At 72.7% G+C, this 19314-nt stretch carries 13 protein-coding genes; 2 read left to right on the top strand and 11 right to left on the bottom strand.

Annotation, left to right across the window (positions count from 1 at the left end; all coding sequences use genetic code 11):
* Positions 1-3: 3 nt before the first annotated feature.
* From AB0C96_RS06540 to proB, 3 genes are all read right to left on the bottom strand, one after another.
* Positions 4-1272, bottom strand: coding sequence for a glutamate-5-semialdehyde dehydrogenase (locus tag AB0C96_RS06540; RefSeq protein ID WP_362914328.1), 1269 nt, complete (start codon positions 1270-1272; stop codon positions 4-6).
* A gap of 119 nt (positions 1273-1391) precedes the next feature.
* Complete coding sequence (locus AB0C96_RS06535; RefSeq protein WP_362914326.1) at positions 1392-1889, bottom strand: hypothetical protein; 498 nt, start codon at positions 1887-1889, stop codon at positions 1392-1394.
* 246 nt (positions 1890-2135) lie between these two features.
* Positions 2136-3272 carry a glutamate 5-kinase gene (gene proB / locus AB0C96_RS06530; protein WP_362914324.1) on the bottom strand — a complete coding sequence of 379 codons (1137 nt, stop codon included), beginning with the start codon at positions 3270-3272 and terminating at the stop codon, positions 2136-2138.
* Positions 3273-3743: 471 nt separating this feature from the next.
* Here proB and AB0C96_RS06525 point away from each other — a divergent pair, with 471 nt between their 5' ends.
* Entirely contained in the window at positions 3744-5849 is a 2106-nt protein-coding gene (locus AB0C96_RS06525; protein WP_362914322.1) for a hypothetical protein, read from the top strand.
* A 209-nt stretch (positions 5850-6058) separates the two neighbouring features.
* On the opposite strand, the gene obgE is transcribed toward AB0C96_RS06525, so the two are convergent.
* The 7 genes from obgE to AB0C96_RS06490 form a co-directional block, all read right to left on the bottom strand.
* The gene (gene obgE, locus AB0C96_RS06520; RefSeq protein ID WP_362914320.1) at positions 6059-7495 is read right to left on the bottom strand and encodes a GTPase ObgE; all 1437 of its coding nucleotides are present in this window, start codon (positions 7493-7495) and stop codon (positions 6059-6061) included.
* 190 nt (positions 7496-7685) lie between these two features.
* On the bottom strand, positions 7686-7940 hold the full coding sequence (gene rpmA, locus AB0C96_RS06515) for a 50S ribosomal protein L27 (protein WP_362914318.1): 255 nt from the start codon (positions 7938-7940) through the stop codon (positions 7686-7688).
* Between the two features lie 14 nt (positions 7941-7954).
* Positions 7955-8275 carry a 50S ribosomal protein L21 gene (gene rplU, locus AB0C96_RS06510; RefSeq protein WP_018538042.1) on the bottom strand — a complete coding sequence of 107 codons (321 nt, stop codon included), beginning with the start codon at positions 8273-8275 and terminating at the stop codon, positions 7955-7957.
* A 224-nt stretch (positions 8276-8499) separates the two neighbouring features.
* The gene (locus tag AB0C96_RS06505; protein WP_362914317.1) at positions 8500-12315 is read right to left on the bottom strand and encodes an Rne/Rng family ribonuclease; all 3816 of its coding nucleotides are present in this window, start codon (positions 12313-12315) and stop codon (positions 8500-8502) included.
* A 220-nt stretch (positions 12316-12535) separates the two neighbouring features.
* The gene (locus tag AB0C96_RS06500) at positions 12536-13336 is read right to left on the bottom strand and encodes a TIGR03936 family radical SAM-associated protein (RefSeq protein WP_362914315.1); all 801 of its coding nucleotides are present in this window, start codon (positions 13334-13336) and stop codon (positions 12536-12538) included.
* 429 nt (positions 13337-13765) lie between these two features.
* Positions 13766-15691 carry a TIGR03960 family B12-binding radical SAM protein gene (locus AB0C96_RS06495; protein ID WP_362914313.1) on the bottom strand — a complete coding sequence of 642 codons (1926 nt, stop codon included), beginning with the start codon at positions 15689-15691 and terminating at the stop codon, positions 13766-13768.
* Between the two features lie 124 nt (positions 15692-15815).
* Positions 15816-17456, bottom strand: a complete 1641-nt coding sequence (locus AB0C96_RS06490) for a CYTH and CHAD domain-containing protein (RefSeq protein WP_362914311.1) — start codon at positions 17454-17456, stop codon at positions 15816-15818.
* A gap of 194 nt (positions 17457-17650) precedes the next feature.
* Between AB0C96_RS06490 and AB0C96_RS06485 the strand changes: the two genes are divergently transcribed.
* Positions 17651-18112: an ATP-binding protein gene (locus AB0C96_RS06485; protein WP_362914309.1), complete on the top strand. Its 462-nt coding sequence runs from the start codon at positions 17651-17653 to the stop codon at positions 18110-18112.
* A gap of 7 nt (positions 18113-18119) precedes the next feature.
* Here the strand turns inward: AB0C96_RS06485 and rodA are convergent, their stop codons facing one another.
* Positions 18120-19301: a rod shape-determining protein RodA gene (gene rodA / locus AB0C96_RS06480; RefSeq protein ID WP_362914465.1), complete on the bottom strand. Its 1182-nt coding sequence runs from the start codon at positions 19299-19301 to the stop codon at positions 18120-18122.
* Positions 19302-19314 lie beyond the last annotated feature (13 nt).

Raw genomic sequence — 19314 nt, 5'->3', positions numbered from 1 at the left:
GCCTCAGCGGGTGTGGCCGTCGCCGGTGACGATGTACTTCGTCGACGTGAGCTCCGGCAGTCCCATGGGGCCACGGGCGTGCAGCTTCTGCGTCGAGATGCCGATCTCCGCGCCGAAGCCGAACTGACCGCCGTCGGTGAAACGGGTCGAGGCGTTGACCGCGACGGTGGTGGAATCCACCAACTGGGTGAACCGGCGGGCGGCGGCCTGCGAGCCGGTGACGATGGCCTCGGTGTGCCCCGAGGTCCAGCGGCGGATATGCGCCACCGCCGCGTCCAGGTCGGGCACCACGGCGGCCGCGATGTCGTACGAGAGGTACTCCGTCGCCCAGTCCTCGTCGGTGGCCGGGGCCACCAGCCCGGGGCCCGCCTGCTGCCAGGCGGCGTCACCGTGCACGACCACGCCGGCCTGGGTGAGCGCCTCCAGGGCGCGCGGCAGGAACTTCTCGGCGATCCCGGCGTGCACCAGCACGGTCTCCGCGGCGTTGCAGACGCTGGGCCGCTGGGCCTTGGAGTTGATCAGGATGTCGATCGCCATGTCGAGGTCGGCGGCCTCGTCGACGTAGACGTGGCAGTTGCCGGTGCCGGTCTCGATCACCGGGACAGTGGACTCCTCGACGACCGTGCGGATCAGCGAGGCCCCGCCGCGCGGGATCAGCACGTCGACCAGGCCACGGGCGCGCATCAGCTCGCGCACCGAGTCGCGGCTCTCGCCGGGCACCAGCTGCACCGCGTCGGCGGGCAGCCCGGCGCTCTGCACGGCGTCGCGCAGCACGTCCACCAGGGCGCTGTTGGAGGCGTACGCGGAGGACGAACCGCGCAGCAGCACGGCGTTGCCGGACTTCAGGCAGAGCGCGGCGGCGTCCACGGTCACGTTGGGGCGGGCCTCGTAGATGATCCCGATCACACCGAGCGGGACCCGGACCTGGCGCAGGTCGAGGCCGTTGGGCAGGGTCGAGCCGCGCACCACCTCGCCCACCGGGTCGGGCAGCGCCACGACCTGGCGGACGTCCGCGGCGATCGCCGCGATCCGCTCCGGGGTGAGGGTGAGCCGGTCCACGATCGACTCGGCGGTGCCGGCCTGACGGGCCTTGGCGACGTCCTCGGCGTTGGCGGCGACGATGGTGTCGGCCCGCTCCACCAGGGCGTCGGCGATGGCGAGCAGCGCGGCATCGCGGGCCGTCCGCGGCAGTGGCGCCAGGACGGCGGCCGCCTCCCGCGCGCGGCGGGCGGTGTCGAGAACGGGTGAGGAGTGCGATGCGCTGCTGGTCATGGCCGCAGCCTAGCGGGCGGGCAGGCCGCGGAAGCGCCGGAGAGCGGACCGTCTCACAGCGCGGGACGGCGTGCCCGACAGGCAGACCCGTCCGTCGGACCGGCAGGCAGTCCCGGCCGTCAGAAGGGGTGGACGCCGACCGGTGAGGCGGGCGGCGGGCCGTACCCCTCGGCGATGCGCTGGTGGTAGGTCTCGCGGTCGATGACCTCCAGGCCGACGATCTCCCACGGCGGCAGCTTGGCCGTGGAGCGGTGCTCGCCCCACAGCCGCAGCGCGACCGCCGCGGCGTCGTGCAGGTCCCGCGCCTCCTCCCAGTAGCGGATCTCCGCGTGGTCGTTGGCGTACCGGCTGGTGAGCAGGAAGGGGTGGTCGTGGGCGAGCTGTTCCAGCGACCGCCGGACCTCCTTGAGCGGGGCCTCAGCGCCCGAGACGCTGAGCGTGATGTGCCACAGCCGGGACGCCTCCCGGCGCTCGACCTCCGGTGCCCGCAGCGCCGTCCCGTGCCGCTCCGCGCGCTCGTCGTCGTCCGGCCGGCCGGCGTCCCCGCCGGTTCCGACGCTGGTCAGTGTCCGCTCCACCGTCCCGCGGGGCGGTACGCCCGGGCGCCCTCGTCTCACCGGCGGCCTCCTGTGATGCGAATCGCTCCGCCCTCGGGGGTGCGGAACCGATTGGTGCGGTCGTACTTCGGCGTGTGCGCTTGCGCACTGAGGGCGTCGCTCCCTCGGCGCCCCGCAACAAAGTTGACCAGTCCGCGGGGGCTCGCGGGGGCGTTTTCGCCAAGGTGCCGCGGGAAAGGCTGGTCCGCGCGTCGCTCCCGGAGGGCGTGCACGGCCCGTGCCGGCCGTCGGACGGGCAGCACGACGTCAGTGGTGCAGCAACACCAGGTCGTCGCGGTGTACGACCTCGCGCTCGTACGCCGGACCCAGCTCGCGGGCAAGATCCCGGGTCGAACGGCCAATCAAACGGGGGATTTCCCGGGCATCGAAATTGACGAGTCCGCGGGCCACCGCACGGCCGGCTCCGTCCCGCAGCTCCACCGGGTCGCCCGCGGAGAACTCGCCCTCCACGGACGCGATACCGGCCGGCAGCAGCGAGGAGTGCCGCTCGACGACGGCCCGCACCGCCCCGTCGTCCAGGACGAGCGCACCGCGCGGCGTGGAGGCGTGCGCGAGCCACAGCAGCCGGTCGGCGGAGCGCCGGCCGGTGCGCCGGAAGTGGGTGCCGGTGGGGCCGCCGGCCAGCGCCTCCGCGGCGTGCACGGCCGAGGTCAGCACGACCGGGATGCCGGCTGCGGCCGCGATCCGGGCCGCCTCGACCTTGGTGACCATGCCGCCGGTGCCGACCCCGGCCTTGCCGGCGCTGCCGATGGAGACGCCCTCCAGGTCCTCGGGACCGCGGACCTCCGCTATCCGGGACGTGCCGGGCTTGGCCGGATCGCCGTCGTACAGGCCGTCCACGTCGGAGAGCAGGACCAGCAGGTCGGCGCGGACGAGGTGGGCGACCAGCGCCGCCAGCCGGTCGTTGTCCCCGAAGCGGATCTCGTCGGTGGCGACCGTGTCGTTCTCGTTGACGATCGGCACCGCGCCCATGGCCAGCAGCTGGTCGAGGGTCCGGTAGGCGTTGCGGTAGTGGGCCCGGCGGCTGGTGTCGTCGGAGGTCAGCAGGACCTGGCCGACCCGGCGCCCGTAGCGGGCGAAGGACGCGGTGTAGCGGGCCACCAGCAGGCCCTGGCCGACGCTCGCGGCCGCCTGCTGGCGGGCCAGGTCGCGGGGCCGTCGTTCCAGCCCCAGGGGCGCCAGCCCGGCCGCGATGGCGCCGGAGGAGACCAGCACGATCTCCTTGTCCTGGTGCTTGGCCAGCACGTCCACCAGGGCGTCCACACGGTCCGCGTCCAGGCCTCCGGCGGCCGTGGTCAGCGACGACGAGCCGACCTTCACCACGATCCGGCGGGCGTCCGCCACTTCCTGCCTCGCACCTGCTGCGCCTGAAGCGCCTGCCATGTGTCCGTACCCCTGTGTTTCCCGGTCCCGCTGCCGTACGGCCATCCCGCCGCGTCGGTCCCGGCTCGTCCCGTACTGCGTCCCTACGGGCGCAATCTACGGCAGTGCGGCCGGTGGGCGCGTGCTGATATCGCCTGGCGGACGCGCCGCGAGACGGCCGGGGCGGGCTGCGCCGCCGCTCCCGGGGACGAGGCGCCGGAGAGATCGCACCGGTCGCCACGCCCGGGGAGCCCGAGCGAACCGGCCCATTCGGATTTTCTTAAGACGGAAGCCGAGGCCAAGAGGTTGCGTTCGATTGGTCCGCTTTCGCGGTGATGAGAGCCACAGCAGATTGTCACCAAGGCCAACAAGGTCATACGGTCGGGTGTCCATCGGTCCCGTTTCGCCGCCCCGGCGGCGTCGCAGCGCGGGACCCGGCCGCCCCCCTCGGCCTCCCCCCTGACCTTTCTTTGCTGCCAGGAGCCCTCCCCCGTGCCTTCCGCCGGAATCGTTCCCCGCCGAGCCGTACAGCTCGCGGCACTCCTCGCGATGATGGTCGCGTTCACCGCCCAGCTCGTCGGTGCGCTGCTGCCCGTCATTCCGTTGTTCATCGCCGCGTCCGTGGTCAACCTGGGCCTCGACCTGATCCTCCAGCACAAGCAGCCCGGTCTGCTCGCGGTGCTGGGCCGGATCCGGTTCGACGTCACGGTGCGCCAGCTGTTGCGCGACATGCTGATACTGGTCGGCCTGTTGCACATCGACGGCATCAACCCGCTGGAGGAGCAAGCGCCGCTCACCATCACGCTGCTGCTCTTCTACGGCACCCACTTCGTGTGCCAGGCGGTCGCGGTGCTGGTCCGCCGCACCCGCAGCCTGCCGTTCGTGACCCGCAACATCGACGCGAGCGCGCTGCGGCTGCACGACGCGCCGCCGCGGATCCTGTCCCGCCAGACGGGCCGGCGGCTGCTGCGCTTCTCGGTTCCCACCACGACGGGCATGATGATCACCGCGATCACCACGGACGCCTACTGGGGCGGCGTCGGCCTCGCCGTCTCGCTGGCCCTCTCCGCCGGCGGCACGCTCTACCTGGGCACCTGGCTGCTGCCGAAGAAGCGGGTGGTGGGCGAGAAGCAGGCGCTGGAGTGGCTGGACCGCTGGCTGGCCGAGTACCAGCCGACGGTCGGCATGTACTTCTCCGGCGGCTCCTCCTCCGCCTATCAGGCCAACATGTGGCTGAGCACCCTGGCCGCGCTCGACGGCAAGCCGATCATCGTGCTCCGCGAGCGCTTCATGGTGCAGAAGATCGAGGCCACGGACGTACCGATCCTCTGCATCCCGAAGGTCGCCAACCTGATGCGCCTGGAGCACTCCACGCTCAAGGTGCTGCTGCACCCGGCGAACTCCGGCAAGACCTCGCAGATCCTGCGCATCCCGTCCATCAAGCACGCCTTCACCAACCACGGCGAGAGCGACAAGCTGTCCTCCTGCAACCCGTACGCCAAGGCGTACGACGAGGTCTGGGTGGCGGGCCCGGCGGCCCGTGACCGCTACCAGCTCGCCGACATCGGCGTCGAGGACAAGGACGTCATCGAGGTCGGCCGCCCGCAGCTGGCCCCGATCCGGCCGCTCCGGCGACACGACAGCGCCCCGGCCGGCCGGCTGACCACCGTGCTGTACGCCCCGACCTGGGAGGGCTGGGACGGCAACCCGGGCAACACCTCGGTGATCCTGGCCGGCGAGAACATCGTGCGCGAGCTGCTCGCCGACGAGAACGTGCGGCTGCTGTACAAGCCGCACCCGATGACCGGTTCCGTGGACCCGCGCGCCGGCGCCGCCAACGCCCGCATCCAGGCGATGATCATGGAGGCCACCGCCCGGCGCAGCGGGGCGCGGCCCGGCCCCGAGGCCGCCGCCGAACTGGCCCGTCGCACCGACGAGCTGGAGGCGCTGACCACCTCGTCGTTCCGCAAGAGCGCGGACGAACTGGAGCGGATGCGGCTCCAGGGCACTCCCGAGGAGGGTCGGGCGGCCGCCGTGCAGGACGCCGACGAGGCCTGGGAAGAGGCGTACTGGAACTCCTTCGCGGAGTGGGAGCACCTGGTCATCACCACCGCCCGCCCCGGCATCTTCGGCTGCTTCAACCAGGCGGACGTGCTGATCAGCGACGTCTCCAGCGTCGTCTCCGACTACCTGACCAGCGAGAAGCCGTACGCGGTGGCCAACACCTCGGGGATGTCGGAGGACGACTTCCGGGCGAACTTCCCGACCGTCCGGGCCGCCACGATCCTCGCGCCCGACGCCGCGGGGACGGCCGGTCTGCTCGACGCGGTCCGCAACCCGGAGAAGGACACCCTCGCCGCGGCGCGGGCCGAGCTCAAGGAGCACCTGCTGGGCCCGTCGGACCCGCCGTCGTCGGTCCGCTTCAACCAGGCCGCGCTGGCGCTGTGCGCCAAGGCGGACGAGCGCCGCATCCGGATGGAGAAGCGACTGTCCGGCATCCCCGGTCAGCGCTCGCAGGAGGAGATGGAAGCCGTGGACGCCTCCGAGACGACCGAACGCGGCACCAACGGCACCTCGGGCGCAACGGCCGCCGTCTAGGCCGCAGCGGGCCGTCTGCGGCCGCGCAGGGCGTTCCTGTGCGGCCGCAGACGGCCGCACGAGCGGCGCCGCGCGGCCGAGGAACGAGGCGGGCGCGCAAACCGAGCAGGAACGAGCACAAGGGGCAGGCCCCGGGAAGCGAACCTCCCGGGGCCTGCCCCTTTGTGCCGGGTCCGGGCACCGGCCCCCTGCTCAGATGCCCAGGATGCTCAGAACGGGCGGAAGCCCTCGTACTCCTGGGCCGCCTCGTCGCGCTCCGCATCGCGGTCCCGGCGGCGCTGGGTGGCCGGGCGCGGGGCGTCGAAGCGGTGGTCCTCGCCGCGGCGGCCGAGCATCTCCGCGCCGGCCGACATCGACGGCTCCCAGTCGAAGACCACGGCGTTGTCCTCGGGGCCGATCGCCACGCCGTCCGCGGCCCGGGCGCCCGCCTTGAGCAGCGCGTCCTCCACGCCGAGGCGGTTGAGCCGGTCGGCGAGGTAGCCCACCGCCTCGTCGTTGTTGAAGTCGGTCTGGCGGACCCAGCGTTCGGGCTTCTCGCCCCGCACGCGGAAGAAGCCCTCGCCCTCCTGCGTGACCGTGAAGCCCGCGTCGTCCACCGCCTTGGGCCGGATCACGATCCGGGTGGCCTCCTGGACGGGCTTGGCGGCGCGGGCCTTGGCGACGATGTCGGCGAGCGCGTACGAGAGCTCCTTGAGGCCCTGGTGGGCGACCGCCGACACCTCGAAGACGCGGTATCCGCGCTCCTCCAGGTCGGGCCGGATCATGTCGGCGAGGTCCTTGCCGTCGGGGATGTCGACCTTGTTGAGGACGACCACCCGCGGCCGGTTCTCCAGGCCGCCGTACTGGGCGAGCTCCTCCTCGATGACGTCGAGGTCGGAGAGCGGGTCACGGTGCGACTCCAGGGTCGCGGTGTCCAGGACGTGCACCAGCACCTCGCAGCGCTCCACGTGGCGCAGGAACTCCAGGCCCAGGCCCTTGCCCTGGCTGGCGCCGGGGATCAGGCCCGGTACGTCCGCGATGGTGTAGACCGTCGCGCCGGCCGTCACCACGCCGAGGTTCGGCACCAGCGTCGTGAACGGGTAGTCGGCGATCTTGGGCTTGGCCGCGGAGAGGACCGAGATCAGGGAGGACTTGCCGGCGCTGGGGTAGCCGACCAGCGCGACGTCCGCGACGGTCTTCAGCTCCAGCACGATGTCACGGCTCTCACCGGGCTCGCCGAGCAGCGCGAAGCCCGGCGCCTTGCGGCGGGCGGAGGCGAGCGCGGCGTTGCCGAGGCCGCCGCGGCCGCCCTGGCCGGCGATGAACGTGGTGCCCTGGCCGACCAGGTCGGCGAGGACCTCACCGTTCTTGTCGAGCACGACGGTGCCGTCCGGCACCGGCAGGACCAGGTCCTTGCCGTTCTTGCCCTCACGGTTGTCACCGGCGCCGGGCTGGCCGTTGGTGGCCTTGCGGTGCGGGTGGTGGTGGTAGTCGAGGAGGGTGGTGACGTCCTGGTCGACGACCAGGATCACATCGCCGCCACGGCCGCCGTTGCCGCCGTCCGGGCCGCCGAGCGGCTTGAACTTCTCCCGGTGTACGGAGGCACAGCCGTGGCCTCCGTTACCCGCGGCGACGTGCAGTTCGACGCGGTCCACGAAGGTGGTCATGGTGGGGTGCCTCCAGGTGAGCGGGGTGGTCTGCGACCCCCGTGCCACGGGGAGTACGCAGGAGTACTGCTGAGTTGTCTGTGTCGTTGTCTCTGTCGTAACACGCCAAGGGCGGACCGGCCTTCCCGCTCTCGCGAGAAAAGGCGGTCCGCCCCTGAGGTGCTGCTGTGCTACGTCCGGGCCGGAACTACTAGGCGACCGGGACGATGTTCACGACCTTGCGGCCACGGTGGGTGCCGAACTGCACCGCACCGGCCTGGAGGGCGAACAGGGTGTCGTCGCCGCCGCGGCCGACGCCCGTGCCCGGGTGGAAGTGGGTGCCACGCTGGCGGACCAGAATCTCACCGGCGAGGACGGCCTGACCGCCGAAGCGCTTCACGCCGAGCCGCTGAGCGTTGGAATCGCGACCGTTCCGAGTGGACGATGCGCCCTTCTTGTGTGCCATGTCTCCTCAGTCCCTTACTTCGCCGGAGCGTCGATGCCGGTGATCTTCAGCGCCGTGTGGAGCTGGCGGTGGCCGATCCGCTTCTTGTAACCGGTCTTGTTCTTGTACTTCTGGATCCGGATCTTGTCGCCCTTGTGGTGGTCCACGACCTCGGCCTGGACCTTCACGCCGGCGAGGACCCACGGGTCGCTGGTGACCGCGTCACCGTCGACGACCAGCAGCGTGGAGAGCTCGACGGTGTCGCCGACCTTGCTGGTGGAAATGCGGTCAACCTCGATGACGTCGCCGACAGCAACCTTCTGCTGGCGCCCGCCGGTGCGCACGATCGCGTACACGCGGAACTCTCTTTCGCTAGAAACGGATCCTCTGATGCCAGCCGCTCTCACGGGCTCGGGACGGCCCGTGGAATCCGAGTGGACGAGCGGCCTCCCTCGGCGGACCGAGAGGTGTTTGCTCAGGGGTTCGGTGCCTCAGACACCGACGGTCAAGGTTACGGGGCCTTGACCAGGGGGTCAAACCGGCCCCGGACCGTTGACGGTCCGGGGCACGGTCGTGCTGCTCAGTCCTCCGTGGAAGCCGACACCGACGGGGCCGAGGCCTGCTCGGCGGCGGCGGTCTTCTTGACCGCGGCCTTCTTCGTCGTCGCCTTCTTCGTGGTGGTCTTCTTCGCCGTGGCCTTCTTGGCGGTGGTGGTCTTCTTCGCCGCCGCCTTCTTGGCCGTGGTCTTCTTCGCCGCGGTCTTCTTGGCGGTGGTGGTCTTCTTCGCCGCCGCCTTCTTCGCGGTCTTCTTGGCCGCGGGCGCCGCCTCCGGCTCCGCGACCTCGACCGGCGCGGGCTCGGCAGCCTGCTCCGGCTCCGCCGCGGGCGTCGTGATGACCACCGTGGCGGCGGCCGCCTCGGCCTCCGGCGAGCCCGCCGGAGCGGACACCTTCCGGGTCACCCGGCGGCGCGGGCGGGCCGGGGCGGGCTCCGCGACCGGCGCCTCGGCGACCGGCTCCGCGGCCGGCACCGACTCGGCGACGGGCTCGGGCTCGGCCGGCACCACGATCGCGGCGGGCTCCTCGGCGGCCTTCGGGGCACCCGCCGGAGCGGACGCCTTCCGGCTCACCCGACGGCGGCCACGGGCCCGTCCGGCGGCCGCCTCGGCCTCCTCCGGGCTGCTGAACCACTCGTCGGTGTCCGCCACCGCGGGCTGCAACTCGGCCTCGGTCACCGGGGCGGGCTCCAGCTCGGGGCCGGCGCCGTCGGGCAGCGGCGCGGCCGCCTCCGCCTCGTGGACGTGCGGCTCGACCTGTGCGGCCTTGCCCTTCTTCTTGCGCTTGCCGCCACCGCCGGTCGACGTCGCCTGCTCCATGTGGACGAGGACGCCACGGCCGTTGCAGTGCACACACGACTCGGAGAAGGACTCCAGCAGGCCCTGGCCGACCCGCTTGCGGGTCATCTGGACCAGGCCGAGCGAGGTGACCTCGGCCACCTGGTGCTTCGTACGGTCCCGGCCCAGGCACTCCAGCAGGCGGCGCAGCACCAGGTCCCGGTTGGACTCCAGCACCATGTCGATGAAGTCGATCACGATGATGCCGCCGAGGTCGCGCAGCCGCAGCTGACGCACGATCTCCTCGGCCGCCTCCAGGTTGTTCCTGGTGACCGTCTCCTCCAGGTTGCCGCCCTGGCCGGTGAACTTGCCGGTGTTGACGTCGACCACGACCATCGCCTCGGTCCGGTCGATCACCAGCGAGCCGCCGCTGGGCAGCCACACCTTGCGGTCCAGCGCCTTCATCAGCTGCTCGTCGATGCGGTACGTCGCGAAGACGTCGACCTCCGAGGTCCACTTCTGGAGGCGGTCCACGAGGTCCGGGGCGACGTGCGAGACGTAGCCGTGGATGGTCTCCCAGGCCTCGTCACCGCTGACGATGACCTTCGAGAAGTCCTCGTTGAAGATGTCGCGGACGACCCGGACGGTCATGTCCGGCTCGCCGTAGAGCAGGGTCGGGGCGCTGGTGGAGGAGGACTTCGCCTTCTTCTGGATCTCCTCCCACTGCGCCTGGAGGCGCTGGACGTCGCGCGCCAGCTCGTCCTCGCTCGCGCCCTCCGCGGCGGTACGGACGATGACGCCCGCGTCCTCGGGGACGATCTTCTTGAGGATCTGCTTCAGGCGCGCCCGCTCGGTGTCCGGGAGCTTGCGGCTGATACCGGTCATCGAGCCCTCGGGCACGTACACCAGGTAGCGGCCGGGCAGCGACACCTGGCTGGTCAGCCGGGCGCCCTTGTGGCCGATCGGGTCCTTGGTGACCTGCACCAGCACCGACTGGCCGGACTTCAGCGCGGTCTCGATCCGGCGCGGGCCGTTGGCCATGCCCAGCGCCTCGAAGTTGACCTCGCCGGCGTACAGCACGGCGTTGCGGCCCTTGCCGATGTCGACGAAGGCGGCCTCCATCGACGGCAGGACGTTCTGCACCTTGCCCAGGTAGACGTTGCCGACGTACGAGGTGGCCTGCTCCTTGTTGACGAAGTGCTCCACGAGCACGTTGTCCTCAAGGACGCCGATCTGGGTGCGCTCGCCGGTCTGGCGGACGACCATCACCCGCTCGACGGCCTCGCGGCGCGCCAGGAACTCCGCCTCGGTGATGATCGGCACCCGGCGCCGGCCCTGCTCGCGGCCCTCACGGCGGCGCTGCTTCTTGGCCTCCAGGCGCGTCGACCCCTTGATCGACTGCACCTCGTCCGCGCTGGTGCCCTCCTCCTTCTTGCGGGGCTCGCGGACCTTGACGACCGTACGCTCCGGGTCGTCGGCGTGCGCGGCCTCCACCTCGGCGGCCTCCCCGCTGCGGCGGCGGCGACGACGGCGACGACGGCTGCTGCTGGAGCCGCCGGCCGGCTGGCCCTCGGCCTCCTCGGCCTCCTCCTCGGCGGCGTGCTCCTCGCCCTCCTCGGGCTCAGCCTCCTCGGCCTCCTCCTCGGCGCCCTCGGCGGCGTGCTCCTCGGCGCCCTCCGCGGCCTCACCGCGGCGGCGTCGACGGCCACCGCGGCGACGGCGGCGCGAGGGACGCTCGGCGAACTCCTCCTCGCCGTGCTCGGGCTCGCCCGGCTCGGCCTCGGCCTCGACCTCGGCCTCGACCGCCTCCGCGGCCTCCTGCTCCTCGGCCACGGCGGCGGGCGCCTGCTCGGCCTCGACCGGCGCACCCCGGCGGCGACGACGGCGCGAGCCGGCGGCGGGCTGCTCCTCCTGGACCGGCTCGGCGACGGCCTCCTCCTGGCGGGCGGCGGCGTGGGCGGCGGCCGCGCTCTCCGGAGTCTGGAACATCGGCTCGGTGAAGACCGGCGCCTGGAAGACGGCGGTCGGCGGGCGCTGCGCCCGGCGACGGCCACGGACCGGCGCCTCCTGGGCGGGCTCCTCCTCACCACGCGGGGCCTCGGCCCGCGGCGCCTCGGCGACCGGCTCGGCGGGGCGCTCGGCACGGCGGCGCGACCGGCGACGGGGCGCCTCGACGGGCTCGGCGGCCGCTTCGGCGACCGGCGCCGCTGCGGCCGCTGCGGTCTGCCCGGCTTCTTCGGCCTCTTCGGTCTCCTCGGCGGCCTCAGCCGCCACGGCGGCCTGGGGCGGGCCGGCGGGGGCGGTGGCCTTGCGGGTGGCACGACGGCGCGTACGAGCCGGCTTGGCCTCCTCCGCGGCGGCCGGCGCTGCGGCCTCCTCCTCGACGACCGGGGCGGCCGGAGCGGCGCTCTCGACCGTCACGGCGGCGGGCTCCTCCACGGCGCTCACCTGGGGGGCACCGGCCGGAGCGGTGGCCTTGCGGGTGGCACGACGGCGCGTACGAACCGGCTTGGCCTCCTCGGCGGGAGCCGGCGCGGCGGCCTCCTCCTCGACGACCGGGGCGGGCACCTCGACGGCGAGCGGCTCCGCGGCGGCCTCGGTCTGCGGGGAGCCGGCGGGGGCGGACACCTTGCGGGTCGCCCGGCGGCGGGTGCGGCGCGGCGCGGCCTCCTCGGCCTGCGGCGCCTCGGCGGGCACCTCGGCAGCGGCGGCGGGCGCCTCGGCGGCAGCCGGGGCCTCGGCCGGCTGCTCCGCGGCCGGTTGCGGGGACCCGGCCGGGGAAGTGGCCTTGCGGGTCGCACGGCGACGCGTACGGGCCGGCTTGGCCTCGTCCCCCGTGGTGACCGCGGGCTCCTCGGCGGGCGCCGGATCGGCGGCGGGGGCGGGGTCCGTGCTCACCACGGACGTCTCCGCGGCGCCACCGGCTGTCGGCGGGCCGGCCGGGCGGGAAGCCGCACGGCGCCGGCGGCGCGGCGGCAGCGTGTCGCTGGGTGAGTTGTTGTTGTCCTCGATGCCACGGTCCGCGGACGGCGTGGATTCGGTGGGCTCAATGGATTCGAGCATGCGGGCGGTTCTCCCGTCACGCTCCCGGGCGCCGCGCCTGATTCCGGCCGCGGTCCGCGTGATGAGCGCGGGCCCGCTGCCCGGGGCGGGGGCGCCGCACGGGAGCTGTCGTCTCGCTCGCCGGGCCCCTTGGGGCGGGGACCGGCGAAAGTCTCCTGGTCAGTGCGTCTGCCGGGCCGGGGTGGCTCCCAGGCTGATCGGCAACGCGTCGACGGCGGTCCTACGCAGTGCCTTCCCCGGCTGTCGGGGAGGCCCCACTCGACGCCTTCGCGGCACTCAGCCCGGCGGCCGTGGGTGGGGCGGCCGTGGCAGCGTCGCGGTCGGGCGCTAGCGGGTCAGTCACCGCGCCGGTCTCCTCATCGAGCAGCCCCTGCGCCAGCCTGGTCACCGCAGCGGGGACCGGCGGCGCCAGGTCGGCCGTAGCTCGGAGGCCGGACAGGACGTCGTCGGGTCGAACGGCGGGTGTCACATGCCGAACAACCAGCCGCAGTATCGCACAGGCATTGCCGTCGGGCCTATCGCCCTCACGACCTGCGGCCTCCAGGCGCGCCACTGCGGCCCGCGCGTCGAAGGTTCGCATGCCGTTCTTCGTCCGGCGCTCCACCAGTACCTCTTCGGCGGCGAGGAACGCCTCCACGGCGCGCCGGGCCGTCTCGACCTCGACCCCGTCGAGCCGGATCTCCCACACCGAGGCCTGCAACCGGTCGGCCAGTCCGCTCGTGTGCGCCTCCACGGAGTCGATCACATCGAGGCCGGCGGGCAGCGACACGTCGAGCAGGGTGCGCAGCGTGTCCGGATCGCGGCGCTCGGTGAGCTGGATCTCCAGGTACTCGGCCTCGCTGCCGGTACCGGTCGGGGCCGCGTTGGCGTACGACACCTTGGGGTGCGGGGTGAAGCCCGCCGAATACGCCATGGGGACCTCGGCGCGGCGCAGCGCCCGCTCGAAAGCGCGCTGGAAGTCGCGGTGGCTGGTGAACCGGAGGCGGCCGCGCTTGGTGTAGCGCAGTCGGATGCGCTGCACCGCCGGTGCGGGCGGCGGGCCTTCGGGCTGTCGCTTGCCCAGTGTTACTTCTCCTTGGTGTGAGGGCGCTACTGGACGCCACCCGCGCAGGTGCGGGGACTGTTCCGGATGACGCTCTGCCGGCGTCGCCCGGTCCGGATCACCCCCGCCTGCGCGGGGCCGTGTCGCGCCCGGACTTCTTACCTAGAGTACGTGCCCGGGGACCCTCGGGTTCCCGGCGGGGCGGTACGGCGCCGGTTCGCCGCGCCTCGGCGGGCCCGACGAACCGGGCGCACCGGGCCGTTCCGGGGGCCCGCCGCACCGCCGCACGGGCGGGGGAACGTACCGCCACAGGGCGACGGCCGGTACCACCGCCGTCCACCGGACGAGCTACCCGGCGGCCCGGCCCCGCACACTGCGGAGCCGGGCCGAAGTCCCTTGCGGGAGGCGTTACTTGACGACGGTCAGCGGCAGCAGCTTCTTGCCCGTCGGGCCGATCTGGATCTGGGTGTCCATCTGGGGGCAGACGCCGCAGTCGAAGCACGGGGTCCAGCGGCAGTCCTCGACCTCGGTCTCGTCGAGGGCGTCCTGCCAGTCCTCCCAGAGCCAGTCCTTGTCCAGGCCGGAGTCCAGGTGGTCCCAGGGCAGGACCTCCTCGTACTCCCGCTCACGGGTGGTGTACCAGGCGACGTCCACGCCGAACTCCGGCAGCGCCTTCTCCGCGGCCCGCATCCAGCGGTCGTAGGAGAAGTGCTCCCGCCAGCCGTCGAAGCGACCGCCGTCCTCGTAGACCGCGCGGATGACCGCGCCGACCCGGCGGTCGCCGCGCGAGAGCAGGCCCTCGACGATGCCGGGCTTGCCGTCGTGGTAGCGGAAGCCGATGGAGCGGCCGTACTTCTTGTCGCCGCGGATCTTGTCGCGGAGCTTTTCGAGACGGGCGTCCGTCTCCTCCGCCGACAGCTGCGGCGCCCACTGGAACGGGGTGTGCGGCTTGGGCACGAAACCGCCGATGGAGACCGTGCAGCGGATGTCGTTCTGCCCGGAGACCTTGCGGCCCTCGGCGATGACCTTGACCGCCATGTCGCCGATCTGGAGGACGTCCTCGTCGGTCTCGGTCGGCAGACCGCACATGAAGTAGAGCTTCACCTGCCGCCAGCCGTTGCCGTAGGCCGTGGAGACGGTCCGGATCAGGTCCTCTTCCGAGACCATCTTGTTGATGACCTTGCGGATGCGCTCCGAGCCGCCTTCGGGCGCGAAGGTCAGACCCGAGCGGCGGCCGTTGCGCGTCAGCTCGTTGGCAAGATCGATGTTGAAGGCGTCGACGCGGGTCGACGGCAGCGACAGACCGATCTTGTCTTCCTCGTACCGGTCGGCGAGCCCCTTCGCGATGTCACCGATCTCGGTGTGGTCCGCGGAGGACAGCGACAACAGGCCGACCTCCTCGAATCCCGTGGCCTTCAGGCCCTTGTCCACCATCTCGCCGATGCCGGTGATGCTTCGCTCCCGTACGGGGCGCGTGATCATGCCGGCCTGGCAGAAGCGGCAGCCGCGGGTGCAGCCACGGAAGATCTCGACCGACATCCGCTCGTGGACGGTCTCGGCCAGGGGGACGAGCGGCTGCTTCGGGTAGGGCCACTCGTCCAGGTCCATGACGGTGTGCTTGGACACCCGCCACGGGACGCCGGAGCGGTTGGGCACGACGCGCGAGATGCGCCCGTCGGCCAGGTACTCGACGTCGTAGAACTTCGGGACGTAGACGCTGCCGGTCTTGGCGAGGCGGAAGAGCAGCTCGTCGCGCCCGCCCGGGCGGCCCTCGTTCTTCCAGGCGCGGATGATCTCGGTGATCTCCAGCACCGCCTGCTCGCCGTCGCCGACGACCGCGCAGTCGAGGAAGTCCGCGATCGGCTCGGGGTTGAAGGCGGCGTGGCCGCCGGCGAGGATCAGCGGGTGCTCTTCGGTGCGGTCCTTGGACTCCAACGGGATGCCGGCCAGGTCCAGCGCGGTGAGCAGGTTGGTGTAGCCGAGCTCGGTGGAGAAGGAGACGCCGAGCACGTCGAAGGCGCTGACCGGGCGGTGCGCATCGACGGTGAACTGCGGGACGCCGTGCTCGCGCATCAGCGCTTCGAGGTCCGGCCACACGCTGTACGTGCGCTCGGCCAGCACGCCCTCCTGCTCGTTGAGGACCTCGTAGAGGATCATGACGCCCTGGTTGGGCAGGCCGACCTCGTACGCGTCGGGGTACATGAGCGACCAGCGGACGTCGCAGGAGTCCCACGGCTTGACTGTGGAGTTCAACTCGCCGCCGACGTACTGGATGGGCTTCTGCACGTGCGGGAGGAGGGCCTCCAGGCGCGGGAAGACCGACTCGACAGACATCGTGGTGATCTTTCATCAGCGGGCAGGGGTGACCCTCAAGCCTAACGTGCTCGGCGAGGGTGCCCTGACGCGTCGCCTGCGGTGCAGGTCGGACGGGGCCCGGACACGTCCCGTGAGGGGCGGGTCACGGGCGCAGCGCGGCCCGCAGTCCGGGCCGCGAGACCTTCTTCCACAGCCCCGGCAGCTCCCGCTCCCGGTCGGCCGCCAACGCCTCCTCGCGGCCGTAGAGGAGGCCGAAGGTGAAGCCGCCCTCGCCGGCCCGCTGGGCCTGGGTAGCCAGCTCGCGCAGGGCGCCGCGGGCCACCACGCTGTCCTGGTGGTCGCCGAGCAGCTGCTGCACCTGCTTGGCGCGCCGGGCGAACCGCTCCGCCGGGCGGCCGAGCGCCGGGCAGGCCGCCTCCGCCGCGTACCGGGTCCGCTTGGCCGCCTTGCGGGCGCCGTGCAGCAGCTCGTCCCGCCCCTGCCCGGCCGGGGCGTCCAGCGCCGCCTCCATACGGCGGGCCAGCCGTCGGTAGTCCTTCAGGACGGCCCGGGCCACCACCCCGGGCGCCGGCCGGGCGGCGCCCGGGCGCAGCGGCGGCTCCTCCAACAGGGCGTGCAGCGCCTTCAGGAGCGCGAGGTGGCGGTCGCCGTCCAGGACGGCGAGCAGCCGACCGCGCGAGCCGGCCCGGCGCCGCTGCGCCCAGATGCGCAGCCGGGCCGCGACCGGACCGAGCCGTAGCGTCCGGGGTACCTGGGACAGCGCGTCCCGCAGCCGCTCGGTCAGCACCTCGCGATCCCGGTCCACCCCCAACTCCGCGGCCAGCCACTTGAGTTCGACGCCGATCGGATCGGTGACGGCACGGTCGAGGACCTTGCCGTACGAGCGGAAGGAGCTGCGCAACCGACGGGTGGCGACCCGCATCTGGTGCACGGAGTCGGGGAGATCGCGCCGTACCGCGGGATCGAGTGCGACGATCACGCGGACCTGTTCGCGGACGTAGCGCAGCACGACGTCCCCGGCGGTGCCGCCTTCCTTGCCACCGCGCCCCTTCTCCCCCGCCTTCCCCTTCACCCCCTTCTTTCCAGCCTTTCCCGCCTTCTTTCCGGCGCCGCGCTTCTTGCCGCCGCGCCGTCCGGGCCGGGCTCCGTCCCGGCCGGTCTCGGCCAGCGCCCGGGCCAGCTTCGACGCCGCGGCGGCGGGACGCATACCGGCCGCGGCGAGCGCCCGGCCGACCTCGTCCAGCAGCCCGGCGTCCCCGCCGTCCTCGCCGGCCAGCTCCACCTCGATCTCCCGCCACCGCGCCTCGGCAGGGCCCTCCCCGGATCCCTCGGAACCGCCGGACTCCCCCACCCGCCGGGCCCGCACCACGTCCTCGGCGACCTCGGCGAGCGGTGCGCCCGTGGCGTCCTTGAGCACCCGGACGGTACGGCGGGTGCGCAGCCGTACGAGGGGGGTCAGCTCCCGGTCCAGCACCCGGGACCGTACGAGCGCGGTGAGTTCCGCGGGCGGCGCATCGGACAGCGGGGCCCGGATCTCGTCCCGTACCCCGGGGGCGACCGGCAGCTTCAGGTGCCAGCCCGCGTCCTTGCCGCCGGTGCGGCGCCGCAGGGTGATGCCGTCCGCGGCGAGGCGCTGGTCGGCGGTGTCGTAGTAGAGGGCGTCCAGGGACTCGACGCCCCGCTCCACCACGGTCGCGACCCGGTCGACGCCGGCCAGGTCGGGCAGCTGTGTGTCGTCGTCGGCCTCGTACTTCCGCTCGATCTCGCGCACGGTGTCCGCCATGCATCGAATCTAGTCACCGACCCCACCCGGGACCACCCACCGTGCCCGCGGGGTGGCCGGTATCCGGAAGAGCGGGTGGCATTTGCCACGACAGGTGACTTACGGTGTGTCACGGAGCGCCCACACAGAGTGGCGAACGTGCCGCGCGGTGTGGCAGTTGGCGCCCACTCGACCCTTCGGGGAGGGAGACATCCGTGCACCCCAACTCCACAGCCGTCGCCCGGACCACCATCCGTGTCGCGGCGGGCGCCCGTCCGTTCCTGCTGGCGGCGCCGAGCAAACCCACCACGCCGAAGGTGGCCCGGGACTTCGTCCGGGCGGTGCTGCGCGGTACCCGGCTCGCCCCGCTCCTGGACTCCGCGGTGCTGCTCACCTCGGAAGCGGTCACTAGCTCCCACCTGCGGACCCCGCGCTCGGCGGAGATCCTGCTACGGCTGCTGACGGCCCGGCACGGGCTGCGGATCAGCGTGCACGACGAGGCGCCGGTCCGCCTCCCGGCACCGGCCACCTGGCCGTCCGCCCCGGCGGCCGGTGAGCAGCAGGCCGAGTACGGGCTGCTGCTCACCAGCCAGCTCGCCGACGACTGGGGCACCACGCCCTACGCGGGCGTACCGCGGTCCACCTCGCTCTGGTTCGAGCTGCACCTCGGGCGCTGACGCGACCTCAGCGCGAGGCCGACAGCGGGCGCCCGACGCGGATCGACTGGAGCAGCCCTATGGCGATCCAGACCGCGAACATCGAGGTGCCGCCGTACGAGACGAACGGCAGCGGGAGACCGGTGACGGGCATGATGCCGAGGGTCATGCCGATGTTCTCGAAGGACTGGAAGGCGAACCACGCGATGATGCCGGCGGCCACGATCGTGCCGTAGAGCTCGGTGGACTCGCGGGCGATCCGGCAGGCGCGCCACATGACGACGCCGAGCAGGACGATGATCAGGCCCGCACCCAGGAAGCCCAACTCCTCCCCGGCGACGGTGAAGATGAAGTCCGTCTGCTGTTCGGGCACGAACTGACCGGTGGTCTGGCTGCCGTGGAAGAGTCCGGAGCCGGTCAGTCCGCCGCCGCCGATGGCGATCCGGGCCTGGTTGGTGTTGTAGCCGACGCCGGCCGGGTCGAGGCTCGGGTTGGCGAACGCCGCGAAGCGCGCGATCTGGTAGGCGTCCAGCAGCCCGAGCTGCCAGATGGCGACACAACCGACGACGCCGGTGCCCACCAGGCCGAGGATCCAGCGGTTGGAGGCGCCGGAAGCGAGCAGGACGCCGAGGATCACGGCCCCGAGCACCATGACCGAACCGAGGTCGGGCATCAGCAGGATGACCACGACGGGGACCGCGGCGAGGCCCAGCGCCTGGACGACGGTCCGGTGGTCGGGCTGCGGGCGGTCGCCCGCGTCGACCCGGGACGCCAGGACCATCGCCATGCCGAGCGAGATGGTGATCTTCGCGAACTCGGCGGGCTGGAGCGAGAATCCGCCGGGGATCGCCAGCCAGGACCGTGAACCGTTGATCGTGGCACCCAGCGGGGTCAGCACCAGCAGCGCCAGGATGACCGACAGGACGTACAGCACCGGGATGGCGCCGCGCAGGGTGCGGTGGCCGAGCCAGATCGTGCCGGCGGCGAGCGCCAGTCCGATGCCGAGGTTGAGCAGGTGGTGCAGGAAGAAGTAGTACTCGTCGCCGTGGTTGAGCTCGGTGCGGTTGCGGGTGGCGGAGAAGACCAGCATCGAGCCCATGAGGGACAGCAGCAGGCAGGACAGCAGCAGTATCCAGTCCAGCTTGCGCAGCACCGAGTCACGCGCGGTCAGTTTGCCCCAGGTGCCGAGCTCGGGGGTGTAGCGCCGGATGGAGAACGCCCGG

This window comes from Streptomyces sp. NPDC048506 (genome assembly GCF_040651315.1).
Classification (GTDB): domain Bacteria; phylum Actinomycetota; class Actinomycetes; order Streptomycetales; family Streptomycetaceae; genus Streptomyces.
This window is presented reverse-complemented; position numbering and strand designations above follow the sequence as displayed.